The sequence below is a fragment of the Pseudoduganella sp. genome (assembly GCF_041914865.1).
Lineage (GTDB): Bacteria > Pseudomonadota > Gammaproteobacteria > Burkholderiales > Burkholderiaceae_D > Rugamonas.
Genome location: NZ_JAYSCO010000075.1, coordinates 1 through 15370, shown reverse-complemented (window position 1 = coordinate 15370; position 15370 = coordinate 1). Strand labels below are relative to the sequence as shown.

The window sequence follows — 15370 nt, the reverse complement described above, 5'->3', positions numbered from 1 at the left end:
TGCCAATTATGTACTAAGGCGCTGCCGATGAATGTATCCGGATTGTTTCTGCTGGCAGTCGCCTGCACCCTCCACCTGGCCGCCGTGGCACAGGACGAGGAGCCAATGCAGCGCGTTGAAGTGCCGGGCGAGTTCAGCTCGGAGCAGTCTTACCGCCGCATGCTGCGCGGCCTGGAAAAATTCGAGAGCCTGCGCGCACAGGCGCCGAATGCGGTGCTGCGCTTCCGTATGCACGGCATGGAGCGCGATGTGAAGCCGCAGACGCTGCGCCTGGCGCTGCAAAGCGATTCGGTCAAACTGCCCCTGGAGCATGACGACGACGCGTCCTTTGCGTTGCCGGTCAACGAGGCCGCCCAGCGCGAAGACGCGGCGCTGGTGGCGAACCGCCGCACCGGCTCGGTGTACTGGAAGCCGCAAGTCATCACGCCCGGCCTGCCGGCGGACACGCGCCGTTTGGGCGACCTGCGCGTGCAATGCCAGGTGACGTACGCCTCGGGCCTGCAGCACGGCGGCCTGGGCTTCCTGAGCAAGATGATCGGACAGTGCGGGCCGAAGCTGCCCTTCTTCTTCCTCGCCGAGCGCGAGGTCTTTGCGGTGACCGTGCAGGCGCCGGGCCGCGAGCGCCATTTACTCGGTCCCGCGCTGCCGGAACATGCGGTCACCAAAAGCAGCAGGCAGCGCAACCGCTACTACCTGCCGCCCATTTCGGAAGAGCAGTGGCCGGATGACGCGCTGGTGCGCATCCACTATGTCGACAGCGACGGCCAGCCGCCGTCCGACAACGCCGCCGTGTTCGAGCAGGACGTCGCGCGCCTGGTGCCGGGCCAGACCCGCAAGGCCGATCTGCCGGCGCTGCTGGCACGCGGCAAAACACGCAGCCTGTCGCAAGGCCGCGAATTGTGGTCGGTGCTGGAACGCGCGCCGCTGCCGGGCAAGGAAAAGGTAGACTCCGTGGCGGAACTGGCGCTGTTGTTCGACAGCGAAGGTGTGCTGCGCAAATACCAGGTGCGGACAGCGCTGGTCGACCGCGGCAACTTGAGGATCATCGCAGATGGCAAAACAAAATAAGCTCATTCCAGCGGCGACGCTGGCCATCGTCGCCGCAGTGGCGGCGTATTGGTACTGGTCGCCGCTCATCGTCGTGCACCGGATGAAAGAGGCGGTGCGGGTGCATGACGCCGCCGCCTTCAACAGCCACGTGGATTATCCGCTGCTGCGGGAGAATATGAAGGACCAGATCGCAGGCAAGCCAGACGCGGAGGCAGGGCTGGGCGGCATTGGTCGCCTGCTGGGCGGGGTGGTGGTGGATGCGCTGGTGCAGCCGTCGACCGTCATGTACGTGCTCGAACACGGCGATTTCGCGAAAAAGGACAAGCGCGGTGGCGACAGCGGCCCGCCTGAGGGTGAAAACACCGACGCGCGCCGCCCCTGGGTGACCGAGCGCGAAGGCGTCAACCGCTACATCATCCGCAACGAGAAGATTGCGCTGGTGTTCGCACGCAGCGGATTCGCCGACTGGAAGCTGAGCGAACTACGCTTTTGACGGCTGCTGCGCCTTGCGCGTTGCCCATACGATCGGCAGGGCAAACAGGAGCACATGCGACAGCATATCCATGCCCCATGAGAAGGCGTTGAAGGTCACCGGGCGCGGGAAGGCCGACAAGGGCAGCACCACCAGGCGCATGGCAAAGAACACCAGCAAGCCGTAAGCCACGGCGGCAGGCAGCGGCTTGCGCGCCAGCGCGGGCAGGCGCCGCGCGGCGATGAAGAACAGCGCCATCCACCCGAAACTCAGGGCGAAATGGCAGGCCAGCCCGAATGCCGCAGCCGGCATGCCGCCCGTGAACGCCGCCTGGCCCAGCGCGCCGCTGGCGACCACCTGCAGCAGGCGTTGCGGCGGCAGGCCGTTGTAGCCGGCGAAGCTGATCGCAAAAATGATGTCCAGCAGCCCGGCCAGAGCGCCGCCGGTCAGGATCGCTCGTGTGCTTGACCAGGGCTGCTGCATGGGCGTTGTCTCCTTACAGGACGCGGGTATAGTCGCGGCGCACCTGCACGCGGTCGCCGCAGTCGAAATGCCACCACTCGCTGTTGATGCCGTGGAAGCCAGCCTGGAACATGGCGTCGCGCAGCAGCTGGCGGTTGGCGACCTGGGCGGCGGTGAGTTCGCCGCTGGCCAGGTGCTGCGTTTCCAGCGCCGGGTGGGACAGCACGGTCATGTCGTCGAAGCCGGTGCCCATGTCCAGCTCGCGGCCGGCGGCGTCGAGCAGGGTGATGTCGACCGCCATGCCGAAGGAGTGGATCGAGCCACGCTCGGGCGGCGCCAGGTACATCTGCAGGTCGGTACCGGCCAAGGCGTCCCACAGCTGTTCCTGCACGCGGTGCGGGCGCAGGGCGTCCAGCAGCAATACTTTGTGATCGGGCGCGCGCTGCGCCAGGTAAGCCACCACGCGTTCGATGGCGGCGGCGGCCTCGCGGTGCAGCCAGGCGCAATCCAGCGGCGAGTACAGGTCGCGGCCCACGAAATTGTCCGGACCGGCGTAGCGCAGGTCGACCGCAATCCCGGCGATGGTGCTGAGGTGGCGGAAATCGGGGCTGGACGGAATGTCTTCGCTGCGGATGGTCTTAGTCATGAATGTTCAAGGCAGGTGCGCGCCACGCTGGCGATGGAGTCGGCCAGCTGGCGGGCGCAGTGCGACAGCGGCGCATGGCCGTTGGTCAGCAGGAAAAGCTGGATCGGGATGGCCGGCGCCCACAGGCGTTTCTGCACCCTGGCCGGATCGGCCGATGCCGCCGTCAGCGGATCGACCACGGCGATGCCGCCGCCGGCTTCCACCAGCGAACGGGCAATCTGGTAGGTCTGCACCGTGGTGCGGAAGAAGGGCTGGATGCCCTGCGCTTCGCAGGCCGCCACCACCATCTCGCCCAGCGGGTCGTTGTCGGCGTGGCCGATCAGCTCACCGGTCAGGCCGTCCGCCGTGAGCGGCTGGCTTAGTTCTTCGGTGCTCCAGGTGCCGGCCGGGGCGATCACCGTCATCACACCCTGCGCGATCGGCTCGGCGATGATGCCGGGGTGGCGCGGGTCCTGCAGCGACAGCGCCATATCGGCTTCGCCCAGGCGCAGCGTGTTGACGATTTCGGATGTATGGTGGGTGGCCAGCTCGCAGCGCGTGTCCGGGAATGCCTCGCGCCAGATGCTCATGGCCTGCGGCAGCACGCTGATGGCGATGGTCGGCGTCGAGACCAGGCGCACGGTTTCCACGGCGCGCCCTTTCAGGCTGGCGGCCAGGCGGCGGATGCCTTGCAGGTCGCGGTGCAGCTTTTCGGTTTCGGCGAACAGGCGGTGCGCTTCCGGCTTGGGATACAGCTTGCCGCGCACGCGCTCGAACAGCGGCATGCCAAGCTGCAGCTCGCAGTGCTGCAGGACCTTGGTCACCGCAGGTTGCGAAATATGCAGCACCTGGGCGGCGCCGCTGATGGTGCCGACCTGCATGATGGCGTGGAAAACTTCGATATGGCGCAGCCGCATGGTTCTGGTTCCTCTTCCTGGCGCCGCAGGCCCTCCCCCGCAGCATCCTGGCAGGATAGGGGAAAGCCGGCGGGCGTGCAACGGCGCTTAGGGTTTGGCCTTGGGCGCGGTCAGCACGTCGAGGATGGCGGCGGATTCGGCGTCGGGCACGCCGTCCCATTTGCTGTTGCGGTACTTGGACTGGAAAGCCACCAGCACATTGCGGGTCTGTTCATCCAGCTCGCCGGTCTGCGGCGTGGCGTAGCCGTGCTGGGCCAGCTTTTGCTGGAACCAGGCGATGTCCGGCAGCTGGGCTTCATACTGCGGCCGGGCGGCCGCCACGGCGTTCGCATCGGGCCAGGCGATCAGGCCCTCGTCGGCCAGGCGCTTCCAGGGGAACATCGGGCCCGGGTCCTGCTTGCGCTGCGGTGCGATTTCGTTATGGCCGAGGAAGTTCTCCGGCGCCACCTGGTGCCGCTCCTTGATCTGCTTGAGCAGGGCCACCAGCTGGTCGATCTGGCGTTCGCTGAAGCCGTACCAGTGGCGCCCGTCGGGCATGTCCTTGAAGCCGGGATTGACGATTTCGATGCCGATCGAGCTGTAATTCAGGGCGGTGTAGTTCTTCCAGCTGCTGATGCCGGCGTGCCAGGCGGCGCGGTTTTCATCGACCAGGGCGTAGATGCGCGGCTCGTCTTCGTCCGTAAGCAGGTAGTGAGCGCTGACTTCCTTCTCGGTCAGCAGCTTGATCGACAGCGGCAGGTCGGACACGGTGTAGTGCAGCACGACGAAACGCACGCGGCTGCTCTGCCCCTTGGCGGTCAACGAATGGTCGATGCGCGGCAGCGGCGCGGCGCAGCCGGTGAGCACGGCGATCAGGGAGGCTAGCAGCAGTTTTTTCATTGTCTCTTCTTCGTTTTAGTTGCGCGGCCTGGCGGCCAGGCGCGCCGCGGCATGATGCGGGCGGGCGCTGCGTTTTTCCAGCTTGAAGCCCGGCGGCAGTTCGGCGCGCATGGCTTCGTAAATCAGGGGATGCAGTTCGGCGGCGCGGCCCGAGAGCACGATCGGGCGTTGGCCGAAGCGGGTCACCAGGGCCAGCGCCAGGCGCGCCAGCTCGCGCCCTGCCTGCAGCAGGATGTGGCGCGCCGCCGGATCGGCGCCGGCAGTCATGGCGACGGCCAGCGCCAGCTTGCCGATGTCGCCGCGCTCCTGGGTGTACATAAAGCTGCGCGAGTAGGACCAGTCGCTGCCGCCGACATGGTCGAACACCGCGTGCGCCATGGGCGAATCCTGCCAGGCCCCCGGCTCCTCGTCTTCGCGGCGCCAGATGCGGCGCATGGCTTCGCGCGCAATCCAGAAGCCGCCGCCGGCGTCGTCCAGCATGACGCCGCGCCCGCCGGCGCGGTGGAATTCGCCGGTGTCGTCGATGAAGGCGGCGATCGAGCCGGTGCCGGCGTAGACCAGGTAACCCTGGCCCGGTTCGAAGGCGTCCAGGTAGGCCACTTCGATATCGTTGCACAGGGTAATGGCATCGAGCCGCACGTCGAGCAGGTCGGACAGCCAGCCAAGCAGCACATTGCCGTCGCCGCCGAAGCCGGTCAGCCCGGCGCAAACGCGCTGCGGCTGGCCCGCTTCCAGCACGTCCCGGGCCAGCTGGCTGAAGGTGGCATGGACCTGCTCGCGCCCGGCCGGTTTGGCCATCATCAGGGCGGACAGGCCCGGCACGGTGCCTTCGGCCACGATGGCGCCGGCCGGGTCGGACAGCGCCCAGCGCGTCTCCGTGCCGCCAGCGTCGATGCCCAGCCCCAGGGTGCGATCGGATTGTGGTTTGCCCATGATCAGATGAGTGTACGGTGAAACGCTGCCATCTTTACATGAAAGGCTGTGCGACACTCATTCCAAAAAGTTATAACGCAGCGGAAACTCGTGCGCTTTCGTTACCAAGGCGGTCGACGGCCGACACCACCACGGAGCGCGCCGGGACGCCGTTTTCGTCGGTCAGCACCACTTCGCTGCGGTGGCTCGGCACCACATTGAAGCGCCATTCCTCGCCGTAGCGGGCCCAGATCGCCACCTGGGTGGCGCGCTGCACGTTGCCCAGGGCGAGCGCCAGGCCGCTGGCGTGGCGCCTGACCGACACGGTGGGCGGCGGCGGCGCGTCGCTGCCCAGCCAGGGCGAGGGCGGCACCAGGGCCGGGCCCTGGTAGCTGGTGGCCTTCAGCTGGTCGGTCACGCCTTTGCGGTTCTGCATCAGGGCGGCGATGCTGAAGTGGATGTGGCCATTCACGTTCGGGCGGCTGCGCATGACGTCCACCTGCTGCACGATTTCTTCGGCCGTGAAGGACTTGGCCGTATCGTCGATGCGGCTGGTGTACAGGCCCGGCCAGATGTGGCGGCCGCGCTTGTTCTGGCCCAGCCAGTAGTCGAGCAGCACGGGGAAAGCCTGCGGCTGCTGCGCGATCGGCCAGTACAGCTGCGGCGCCAGGTAATCGAGCCAGCCGTTCTGCAGCCACAGTTCGGCGTCGGCATACAGCTTGTCGTACTGGCTGAACCCCTGGATGCCGGGCGGGCGGCGGTCCGGACGGCCGATGCCGAACGGGCTGATGCCGAAACGCACCCAGGACTTTTCCTTGCGGATGCCGCTGTAGATCGTTTCGATCAGCTGGTTGACGTTCTGGCGACGCCAGGAGGCGCGGTCCAGGGTGCCGCCGCCTTGCTGGTAGCGTTGCCAGGAGGCGTGGTCGGGGAATTCCAGTTCCGCCTTGCCGCCATTCGCCGGCGCATCCAGCGCCGCCTCGCCGCCGCTGGCGCCGGGCGCTTCGATCGGATAGGGGTAAAAATAGTCGTCGATATGGACGCCGTCGATATCGTAGCGGCGCACCACGTCCAGGATCACGTCCAGGGTATGCTGGGCGGCCGCTTCCTCGCCCGGGTCCATCCACTGCATCTTGCCGTACTGGCGCACCACCTGCGGCCGGGTGTTGGCGATGTGGCCAGGCGCGTTCGGCGTGCGGGCGGCGGAATGGCGCGCGCGGTAGGGGTTGAACCAGGCGTGCAGCTCCATGCCGCGCACGTGGGCCTGGTTGATCCAGAAGGCCAGCGGATCCCAGGCCGGTTCCGGCGCCTTGCCCTGCTGGCCGGTCAGGAACTCGGACCACGGCTCCAGTTTTGATGGATAAATGGCATCGGCGCTGGGGCGCACCTGCAGCACGATGGCGTTCAGGTGCAGCGCCTTGGCGCGGTCGAGGATGGCAATGGCTTCGGCCTGCTGGCGCGACGGCGGCAGGTTGCTGCGGCTTGGCCAGTCGATATTGGCCACGGTCGAAACCCACGCGGCGCGGAATTCGCGCGGCGCGGCAGGCGGCTGGTCGCCGACGAGGTTAGGGCTGCGTGCCGGCCCGGACGGGCTGGCGCCGGCCTGGCCCGCGCCGGGGGCCGCGCCCGTGCCGCCGCTGCCGGCTGCACTATCGGCGGGCGCCGTCGGGGTGCTCGAACACGCCCCCAGGAATGCGGCCACGCCGGCCGCGGCGGCGGCAATGGTCATCCGCCTCTTCGCATTAAAAGCCAAAACAAATCCTCACATCAGCAGGAGCCGTATTCTACCCATTCCTGCTATTCCCGGCCGAACTCCGGGTCAATCTTGATCAGCGCCGTCATGATGAAGGCCGGGACGGTCGCCGTGCAGACGTAGATGAAGAAATTCTGGTAGCCCAGCATCTCCTGGATGGCACCGCTGGCCATCTGCGGGATCATCATGCCGAGCGCCATGAAGCCGGTGCAGATCGAGTAGTGCGCGGTCTTGTGCTCGCCCTGGCTGACCATGATCATGTACATCATGAACGAGGTGAAGCCCAGGCCGTAGCCGAACTGCTCGACCGCCAGGCAGGTCGAAATCCAGATGAAGTCCTGCGGCTGCGCCTGCGACAGGTAAACGAAGATCAGGTCCGGCACATGGATCGCAATGGCGAACGGCCATAGGCAGCGCTTCAGGCCGAAACGCGCGATCAGCCAGCCGCCGGCCAGCCCGCCCAGGATCAGGCCAATGATGCCGATGGTGCCGTAAGCGATGCCGACATCCGCCGTGCTCAGGCCAAGGCCGCCCTTTTCCAGCGGATCTTTCAGGAACGGCACCACCATCTTCAGCAGCTGCGATTCGCCCAGGCGGAACAGCAGCAGGAACAGCAGGATCACGACGATGCCGTCCTTGCGGAAGAAGGCGGCAAAGGTGGCAAAAAAGTCCTTCAGCGGCGCGGCGGTGCGCACGGCTGGCGTATCCTCCGCTGGCCGCGGCAGCGCAAACTGGTGGTAGATGGCCAGTGCCAGGAACACCGCGCCGGCCGCGCCGAAGGTGATGGCCCAGGCCATGTGCGGATTGCCGTAATACTTGATGATTTCCCCCGCCAGGAACAGCAGCCCGCCGTTGCAGGCCACGTTCGCCGCGCGATAGAAGGTGCTGCGCACGCCGACGAATTCCGCCTGCTGCTTCTGCCGCAGGCCGAGCATGTAGAAGCCGTCGGCTGCGATATCGTGCGTGGCGGAGCTGAACGCCATCAGCCACATCACGCCCAGGCTAAGCTGGAAGAAATTCGACAGCGGCAGGGTGAAGGCGACGGCCGCCAGCGACACGCCGAGCAGCATCTGCAGGATAGTGACCCAGGCGCGCTTGGTGCCGAACATTTCGATCAGGGGCGACCACAAGGGCTTGATCACCCACGGCAGGTACAGCCAGCCGGTGTAGAAGGCCATCTCCGTGTTGGAGATGCCCAGGTCCTTGTACATCGCGGTGGACAGGGCCATCACCGCAAAGTAGGGAATGCCCTGGTTGAAATAGAGGGAAGGTACCCAGCCCCAGGGGCTGCGTTGCTGCGCGCGATCCATTACGTCCTTTCTTGTGGGCCGGGACGCGCGCAGGACGGATCAGCTATTCAATGCGCCGCGCACGCTGCCCCGGGCCTGGTCCAGCAAGTCTCCCGCATGCTGCACCGTGGTTTTCTTCAACAGGGCGACCACCGCCACTTTGACGTGGAAGCCGCACTGTTCCAGCGCTGTGCGGGCTGCCGCTTCATCGGCACCGGTGGCGTGCATGGTCAGCCGCACCGTGCGCGCGAACAGCTTCGCATTGGTCGGCTTCAAGTCTACCATCAAGTTTCCATAAACCTTGTGCAGGCGCACCATGATCGCGCTGGAAATCGTGTTCAGCACGATCTTCTGCGAGGTGCCGGCCTTCAGGCGCGTGCTGCCGGAGATGATTTCGTTGCCGGTGTCGAGGATGATGCCGCACTCCGCCTGCGCCGCGACCGGCGCGCCCGGGTTGTTGGCGATGCCGATGGTGAGCGCGCCCACTTCGCGCGCCGCCTGGATCGCGCCCAGCACATAGGGCGTGGTGCCCGATGCGGCCAGCGCCAGCACCACGTCGTTGCGGCTCGGCTCCAGCGCCAGCAGGTCGCGCGCACCCTGGGCGCGGTCATCCTCCGCGCCTTCCACGGCCTGGAACATGGCGTCGGCGCCACCCGCCAGGATGGCAACTGCGCGCTCATGCGGCCAGGAGAAGGTGGGATAGAGTTCAACGCTGTCCAGCACGCCAAGGCGGCCGGAAGTGCCGGCGCCCACGTAGAGCAGGCGGCCGCCCGCTTCAATGCGCGGCACGGCGGCTTCGACCGCCCTGGCAATAGCAGGTACGGCGGCACGCACGGCGTGCACCGCGGTCAGCTGGTCGTCGGCAAAGGCAGCAACCAGCTGCTCTGTCGGATATTGGTCCAGTTCGCGATGTTGGGAACTGGGCGTTTCGGTATTCAGCATAAAACCAGTTTAATGCCAAAATGCCGGGCCAGCCCATGACAGGACTTGCAGGGGCTATGCCGCCAGGTTATGCGGCCATGTTCTGCGGCCTATGCGGCCCGGCGCATCTCCGCCACGAAATCGTAATGGTCGCTGCGGCAGTAGGAATGCGTGAGCTCGATCGCCTGGCCCGACTCCAGGTAAGCGATACGGGTAATGAACAGCACGGCCTGGCCTTCCGGTACTTCCAGCTGGCGCGCCAGCTCGGCCGAGGCATTCATGGCGCGGATATGCTGCAGCGCGCGCGCCGGCGCCTTGCCGACCGATTCCAGGTATTGGTAGAGCGAATCGCCGATCAGTTCCGGGTTGGCGACGATGGTTTGCGGCAGGATCGAGACTTCATACGCCATCACCACGTCATCGGCCAGGCGCAGGCGCTCCAGCCGCGCCACGCGGGTATTGGGCGACAGGCCCAGGCTCAGCTGTTCGTCGGCGGTGGCGGCCACCAGGCCGCGCTTGAGCCAGCGCGAACCGGGCTTGTAGCCGCGCTGGGCCAATTGTTCCGAAAAACTGGTGAGGTTCGACAGCGGTTGCTCGATGCGCGGGGCGATGTAGTTGCCCGAGCCGCGGCGGCGCACCACCAGGCCCTGGTCGACCAGCTGGTCGATGGCCTTGCGCGCGGTCACGCGCGACACGTTCAGCAATTCCGACAGCGTACGCTCGGAGGGCAGTGCCTGGTCTACCTGGTAACGTCCATTTCGTACATCGTCGCTTAACTTGCGCGCAATCTGCATGTACAGCGGCGAATTGTCGTGTAGATCGGGTTTAAATTCAGCACCGGCGAGGCTCATTGCATTTCTCCTATAGTTGCTAGTGTAATAGCGAAAGGAAAAACCTGCTGCTATTTTCATTTAGCCGCAAATGGGTGATGCACAGCGGTTATGGCCGGATAATCAGTTTTCATTGGCTGGCGGGAAGCCCGCCGCCGTATGCTGGGCGCAAAAGGAGAAGACATGCAAAAAAGTGTGCGCGCCCTTGTCGGCGCAGTATTGATCAGTGGAGCCAGCCATGCCGCAGCCAGCAAGCTGGACGCGGAACTGGCCGCCATCGTGGACGACCCGCAGCGGCCGCTGTCCGGCTTATCGGTATTGGCGGTGCGCGATGGCGCGGTGGCGTACCAACAACAATTCGGCCTGCGCCGCCTCGACACGGCCGGCAGCGGGATGACGGCGCCGGTGACGCCGCACACCATGTTCCGCATCGCCTCCATCTCCAAGATGGTGACCACGCTTGGCCTGATGAAGCTGGTCGAGGAGGGCAAGCTGTCGCTGGATGCCGATGCCGGCAGCTACCTCGGCTTCGCCTTGCGCAACCCGCATTACCCGGCGCGCCCGATCACCCTGCGCCACCTGCTGAGCCATACCTCCACCCTGCGCGACGACGCCGGTTATTCCTGGGGCGCCGCCACGCTGCTGCGCGAGGTGCTGGTCCCGGGCGGCAAGATGTGGGCGCGCGACGGCGAACCCGGCGCCTACTTCACCTATTCCAACCTGAACTGGGGCGTGATCGGCACCATCATGGAGCGCGTCACCGGCGAGCGCTTCGACCGCCTGATGAAGCGCCTGCTGCTGGCGCCGATGGGCTTGAAGGGCGGCTACAACCCGTCCGAATTCAGCCAGCAGGAGGTGGCCGATACCGCCACCCTGTACCGCCGCCGCACGCGCGATACCGAGATATGGGACAGCCAGGGGCCGTGGATCGCGCAGGTGGACGATTTCGGCGTCGCGGCCCCGCTGGCGCCGCCCGGCCTGGACCGCTACGTGGTCGGCAACAATGGCACCCTGTTCAGCCCAACGGGCGGCGTCCGGCTCTCTGCTGCCGATTTGGGCAAGCTCATGCTGATGCTGCTCAATGATGGCCGCCATGAGGGCAAGCAGATCCTGCAGCCGCACTCGCTGGCGGCCATGTTCAGCGAGCAGTGGCGCTTCAACGGCAGCAACGGCGACACCCTGAAAGGCCTGTACCACAGCTGGGGCCTGGGAATCCAGCGCTTCGCCGATGTGCGCGGCAATATGGGCGGCATGCCGGCCGATGGGCGCTTCCATGCCGTGGGCCACCTGGGCGAAGCCTATGGCCTGGTCTCCACCTTCGCCCTGGACTTGCAGAAGAAGCACGGCATCGTCTCGCTGATCGGCGGCTTTGCCAGCGATCCGGACGCCGACCCGGGCCAGTATTCGGCCCATACGCGGGCCGAGGAAAAGATCCTCGACGCCCTGTACCAGCGCGCCATCCTGGGCCGCGCAGACTAACACTGCTGCAAACACATGACCCAAGGTTATGGCCGCAACAATACGTTTCATTGGCTCCGGCGCAACCGCGCCCCTTAAGCTCTATCACCAGTGAAACTCGGAGGTGGCATGCAGGAAGCACAGCAAGTGGTGGTGATTGGCGGCGGCGTGGTCGGCCTGGCGTCCGCATGGTGGCTGCTGGAAGCGGGCTACCGTGTGACCCTGCTCGAACGCGCCCCCACCGTCGCCAGCGCTGCCAGCTACCGCAACGGCGGCCAGCTCAGCTACCGCTACGTGTCGCCGCTGGCCGATGCCGGCGTGCCGAAGAAGGCCATGCAGTGGCTGTTCCAGCCGGACGGCCCGCTGCGTTTCCGTCCCGAAGCCGATATCCGCCAGTGGCGCTGGATGACGCAGTTCCTGGCCAACTGCAATGCCGCCGCCAACGCCCGCACCACGGCCAAGCTGCTGCAGTTGGGCGAGCTGAGCCGCCAGTCGCTGGCGCAGCTGGAACTCACGCTGCCGCTGTCCGAATTCAACTGGCGCAATGCCGGCAAGCTGGTGGTGTACCGCAGCGAGGAAGCCTTCAAGGCCGCGCTGGACAAGCCCGACACCGACGAGAACCGCGCCATCCTGTACGGCGCCGATACGGCGCGCATCGAACCGGCGCTGGCCGAACTGGCGCCCAAGCTGGCTGGCGGCATCTTCAACGCCGGCGAAGCGGTGGCCGATTGCTATGCCTTCTGCCTGGCACTGGAAAAACGCATCTACGCCCACCCGCGCTTCGAGCGCTGCATGCACACGGCGGCGCGCACCATCTTTGTCGAGCATGGCAAGGTATCGGCGATTGAAACCGATGCCGGCTGGATCTCCGCCGACCACTACGTGCTGGCCGCCGGCATCCAGAGCCGCGACCTGGCCGCCACCGCCGACCTCGACCTGCCGATGTACCCGCTCAAAGGCTACAGCCTGACCGCGCCGATCCACCCGGAGCACGTGGCGCCCAACATCAGCATCACCGACTTCGAACGCAAAACGCTGTACGCCCGCATCGGCAACGAGCTGCGCATCGCCGCCATGGTGGACATGGTGGGCGAAGACACCCGCATCGACCGCCGCCGCATCGCCAGCCTGACGCGGCTGGCGCGCGAATCGATGCCGAACGCCGCCGACTACAACCGCGCCGAAGCCTGGGCCGGCCTGCGTCCCGCCACCCCGAACAGCGCCCCCATCATCGGCGCCACGCCATACCCCAACCTCTGGCTCAACGTCGGCCACGGCCCGCTCGGCTTCACCTTCGCCTGCGGCAGCGCCAGCCTGCTGGCCACCCTGATGCGCGGCCAGGAATCGCCGTTCGCGCTCGACTGCCTGGCGTACAGGCATTGAGCTAAGTCCTGCTGCGCTTTTCCGCAGCGGCGTATCATGTGCTTATCCCCGTAAGGAGAAGAGCTATGCAAACGCTGCCTGAAATTGACGAAGAGCTCCTGGAGGCGGTTCGGGCATTGGCCAAGAACAATAAAATGAGCTTGGATGATGTGATCATTGCACTGACACGCGATGGTTTGGAGTCGCTTGCAGTCGCGCGCACCTCCGATGGCTTCCCGGTATTACCACGGCTGGGAAAAGGGCATCCAGTCACCATGGAATTGGTGAACCAGTTGCGCGACGAGCTGCCGTAATGACCTATTTGCTCGACGTCAATGTCCTCATTGCGCTGATCGACACTGCCCATATCCAGCATGGAACTGCGAAGGCCTGGTTCGCCTCTGTGGGGCAAGTCTCTTGGGCCACCTGCCCATTGACTGAGAACGGCGTCCTCCGGATCGTTGGTAACCCTCGCTACCCCAATTCTCCTGGGTCACCCATCCTCGTAATGCCCTTGCTTAGGGCTTTACGTGTGATGCCCGGCCATACGTTCTGGCCAGACGATCTGAGCCTGGTAGCGTCCCGACATGTGCAGCACCATCGCCTGTATCGGTCACACTCGATCACGGACACGTATTTGCTTGCATTGGCACGGGCAAACAACGGCAAGCTTGCAACTTTCCCAGATGGGGTGAAAAGCTTGCAGCTCCTTTAAGGCAGCAGATATTCCGGCGGAACGCTATCGGTCAGCCAGACGCCGTTTTCGGATCGATAGAAGAGATGACCGTCGCGGACCATTCGTCCGGACTCCACTACGAGCACCACCGGCTTGCCATGGCGGCTGCCGACTTTTTCAGCAGTCGCCGAGTCCGCTGAAAGATGCACGTGCTGGCGCGATGCCGCGTGCAGGCCGCTGACGCGGATCGATTCGATAAAGCGCGTGGCGGTGCCGTGGAATAACTGTTCCGGCGGTGTTTGAGGCTTCAGGCCAAGGGAAATATCGACCGAGTGCCCTTGGTTGGCACGGATCTTCGCGCCGTCTGCGCTGATGGCGAAACGTTGCTTGTCGCTTTCGGCCACGATGGTTTCAACCAGGGCTCGGCTTAGCGGCGTGCCGCGCGCGTTGGCGCGCGCAATCAGTTCGTCGATAGTGGCCCAGCCATTGGCATCCAGGGCCAGGCCGATCTCTTCAGGTTTGTGCCGCAGTACGAGGCTCAGGAACTTGCTTATACTTGTTTTATTTACATTGCTCATTTGGCATATATTAGCTCAATCGCCGATATGGCGGATAATGGCGGGATGTCCAAATCGAAGACCCCTGTGGGCTGCCCGTGCGGCGGTCCTTCTTACGAGACGTGCTGCGGGCCGTTTATCGATGGCGCCAAGGTGCCGGAGACGGCGGAGCAGCTGATGCGCTCGCGCTATACGGCTTATACGCTCAAGAATGAGCCGTATTTATTGTCAACCTGGCACGAAACCACGCGCCCAACCGAAAAAATAGTACGCCCGGACGAAAAGCTCCAATGGCTGGGACTTGAGGTAAAATCTGCTTTACGTTTACGTCAACGTAAAGCAGAGGCCAAGCCGAACGAGGATTTCGTGGAGTTCGTGGCCCGCCTGCGCGTGGATGGCCGCGGCCAGCGCCTGCATGAGCTGAGCCGCTTCCTGCGCGAACCGGGCGATGGCGGCTTGCGCTGGTTTTACGTGGACGGCGAATTTCCAGAATAAGAGAACCAGAGGACGACAATGCCGAGCATCGAAAGCAAACTCAATCCGCGCAGCGAGGACTTCAAAGCCAACGCCGCCGCCATGCAAGCCCTGGTCGACGACCTGCGCGCCAAAGTCGCGAAAGCGGCGCAAGGCGGCGGCGAGGCGGCCTGCGCCAAGCATGTGGCGCGCGGCAAACTGCTGCCGCGCGACCGCGTACAGATGCTGCTCGATCCCGGCACCCCGTTCCTCGAGTTTTCGCAGCTGGCCGCGCACGATATGTACGACAACGCCGCTCCGGCAGCGGGCGTGATCACCGGCATCGGCCGCGTCTCCGGCCAGGAGTGCGTAATCGTGTGTAACGACGCCACCGTGAAGGGCGGCACCTACTACCCGATGACCGTGAAGAAGCACCTGCGCGCGCAGGAGATCGCGGAGCAGAACAACCTGCCGTGCATTTACCTGGTGGATTCGGGCGGCGCCAACCTGCCGAACCAGGACGACGTGTTCCCGGACCGCGACCACTTCGGCCGCATCTTCTTCAACCAGGCCAATATGTCGGCCAAGGGCATCCCGCAGATCGCGGTGGTGATGGGTTCCTGCACGGCAGGCGGCGCGTACGTGCCGGCCATGTCGGACGAGTCGATCATCGTCAAGGAACAGGGCACCATCTTCCTGGGCGGCCCGCCGCTGGTGAAGGCGGCCACCGGCGAGGTGGTGTCGGCGGAAGACC

18 protein-coding genes are annotated in these 15370 nt (G+C 65.3%); 8 read left to right on the top strand and 10 right to left on the bottom strand.

The genetic code is table 11. The annotated features are described in order from the left end of the window. The first annotated feature begins 27 nt into the window (after positions 1–27). Together ACE3TQ_RS24050 and ACE3TQ_RS24045 are read left to right on the top strand one after the other, a co-directional pair. Positions 28–1068, top strand: a complete 1041-nt coding sequence (locus ACE3TQ_RS24050) for a hypothetical protein (protein WP_374585770.1) — start codon at positions 28–30, stop codon at positions 1066–1068. Next, positions 1052–1543 (top strand): DUF2939 domain-containing protein, encoded by a 492-nt coding sequence (locus ACE3TQ_RS24045; protein WP_374585768.1) that lies wholly within the window; start codon positions 1052–1054, stop codon positions 1541–1543. Before ACE3TQ_RS24050 ends, ACE3TQ_RS24045 begins: the two co-directional genes overlap by 17 nt. Here the strand turns inward: ACE3TQ_RS24045 and ACE3TQ_RS24040 are convergent. From ACE3TQ_RS24040 to ACE3TQ_RS24000, 9 genes are all read right to left on the bottom strand, one after another. Continuing rightward, positions 1532–2005 (bottom strand): hypothetical protein, encoded by a 474-nt coding sequence (locus ACE3TQ_RS24040; protein ID WP_374585766.1) that lies wholly within the window; start codon positions 2003–2005, stop codon positions 1532–1534. The two genes, ACE3TQ_RS24045 and ACE3TQ_RS24040, sit on opposite strands and share 12 nt — an antisense overlap. A 13-nt stretch (positions 2006–2018) precedes the next feature. Beyond that, a complete protein-coding gene (locus ACE3TQ_RS24035; protein ID WP_374585765.1) occupies positions 2019–2630 on the bottom strand; it encodes a M15 family metallopeptidase in 612 nt (203 codons plus the stop codon). After that, the gene (locus ACE3TQ_RS24030) at positions 2627–3526 is read right to left on the bottom strand and encodes a LysR family transcriptional regulator (protein ID WP_374585763.1); all 900 of its coding nucleotides are present in this window, start codon (positions 3524–3526) and stop codon (positions 2627–2629) included. Before ACE3TQ_RS24030 ends, ACE3TQ_RS24035 begins: the two co-directional genes overlap by 4 nt. Before the next feature lie 87 nt (positions 3527–3613). Beyond that, positions 3614–4405, bottom strand: coding sequence for an N-acetylmuramoyl-L-alanine amidase (locus ACE3TQ_RS24025; RefSeq protein WP_374585761.1), 792 nt, complete (start codon positions 4403–4405; stop codon positions 3614–3616). 15 nt (positions 4406–4420) lie between these two features. Then, entirely contained in the window at positions 4421–5338 is a 918-nt protein-coding gene (locus tag ACE3TQ_RS24020) for an N-acetylglucosamine kinase (protein ID WP_374585760.1), read from the bottom strand. 70 nt (positions 5339–5408) lie between these two features. Continuing rightward, entirely contained in the window at positions 5409–7046 is a 1638-nt protein-coding gene (locus ACE3TQ_RS24015) for a glycoside hydrolase family 10 protein (protein WP_374585758.1), read from the bottom strand. A 68-nt stretch (positions 7047–7114) separates the two neighbouring features. Further along, positions 7115–8380: an MFS transporter gene (locus ACE3TQ_RS24010; protein WP_374585756.1), complete on the bottom strand. Its 1266-nt coding sequence runs from the start codon at positions 8378–8380 to the stop codon at positions 7115–7117. Between the two features lie 39 nt (positions 8381–8419). Beyond that, entirely contained in the window at positions 8420–9301 is an 882-nt protein-coding gene (gene murQ / locus ACE3TQ_RS24005) for an N-acetylmuramic acid 6-phosphate etherase (protein WP_374585754.1), read from the bottom strand. An 89-nt stretch (positions 9302–9390) separates the two neighbouring features. Further along, positions 9391–10131 carry a GntR family transcriptional regulator gene (locus ACE3TQ_RS24000; RefSeq protein ID WP_374585752.1) on the bottom strand — a complete coding sequence of 247 codons (741 nt, stop codon included), beginning with the start codon at positions 10129–10131 and terminating at the stop codon, positions 9391–9393. Between the two features lie 162 nt (positions 10132–10293). On the opposite strand from ACE3TQ_RS24000, the gene ACE3TQ_RS23995 reads away from it, so the two are divergent. From ACE3TQ_RS23995 to ACE3TQ_RS23980, 4 genes are all read left to right on the top strand, one after another. Continuing rightward, positions 10294–11589, top strand: a complete 1296-nt coding sequence (locus ACE3TQ_RS23995; RefSeq protein ID WP_374585750.1) for a serine hydrolase domain-containing protein — start codon at positions 10294–10296, stop codon at positions 11587–11589. A 108-nt stretch (positions 11590–11697) separates the two neighbouring features. After that, complete coding sequence (locus tag ACE3TQ_RS23990) at positions 11698–12951, top strand: D-amino acid dehydrogenase (RefSeq protein WP_374585749.1); 1254 nt, start codon at positions 11698–11700, stop codon at positions 12949–12951. Between the two features lie 65 nt (positions 12952–13016). Further along, the gene (locus tag ACE3TQ_RS23985) at positions 13017–13244 is read left to right on the top strand and encodes a CopG family transcriptional regulator (protein WP_374585748.1); all 228 of its coding nucleotides are present in this window, start codon (positions 13017–13019) and stop codon (positions 13242–13244) included. Continuing rightward, positions 13244–13645 carry a TA system VapC family ribonuclease toxin gene (locus tag ACE3TQ_RS23980; RefSeq protein WP_374585746.1) on the top strand — a complete coding sequence of 134 codons (402 nt, stop codon included), beginning with the start codon at positions 13244–13246 and terminating at the stop codon, positions 13643–13645. Before ACE3TQ_RS23985 ends, ACE3TQ_RS23980 begins: the two co-directional genes overlap by 1 nt. Here ACE3TQ_RS23980 and ACE3TQ_RS23975 read toward each other — a convergent pair. Next, the gene (locus ACE3TQ_RS23975; protein WP_374585744.1) at positions 13642–14184 is read right to left on the bottom strand and encodes an RNA 2'-phosphotransferase; all 543 of its coding nucleotides are present in this window, start codon (positions 14182–14184) and stop codon (positions 13642–13644) included. The genes ACE3TQ_RS23980 and ACE3TQ_RS23975 overlap by 4 nt on opposite strands. 45 nt (positions 14185–14229) lie before the next feature. Between ACE3TQ_RS23975 and ACE3TQ_RS23970 the strand changes: the two genes are divergently transcribed. Both ACE3TQ_RS23970 and ACE3TQ_RS23965 read left to right on the top strand, forming a co-directional pair. Then, the gene (locus ACE3TQ_RS23970; protein WP_374585742.1) at positions 14230–14658 is read left to right on the top strand and encodes a YchJ family protein; all 429 of its coding nucleotides are present in this window, start codon (positions 14230–14232) and stop codon (positions 14656–14658) included. 18 nt (positions 14659–14676) lie between these two features. Further along, positions 14677–15370: carboxyl transferase domain-containing protein (locus ACE3TQ_RS23965; protein ID WP_374585740.1), on the top strand; the 694-nt coding region annotated here is incomplete at its 3' end.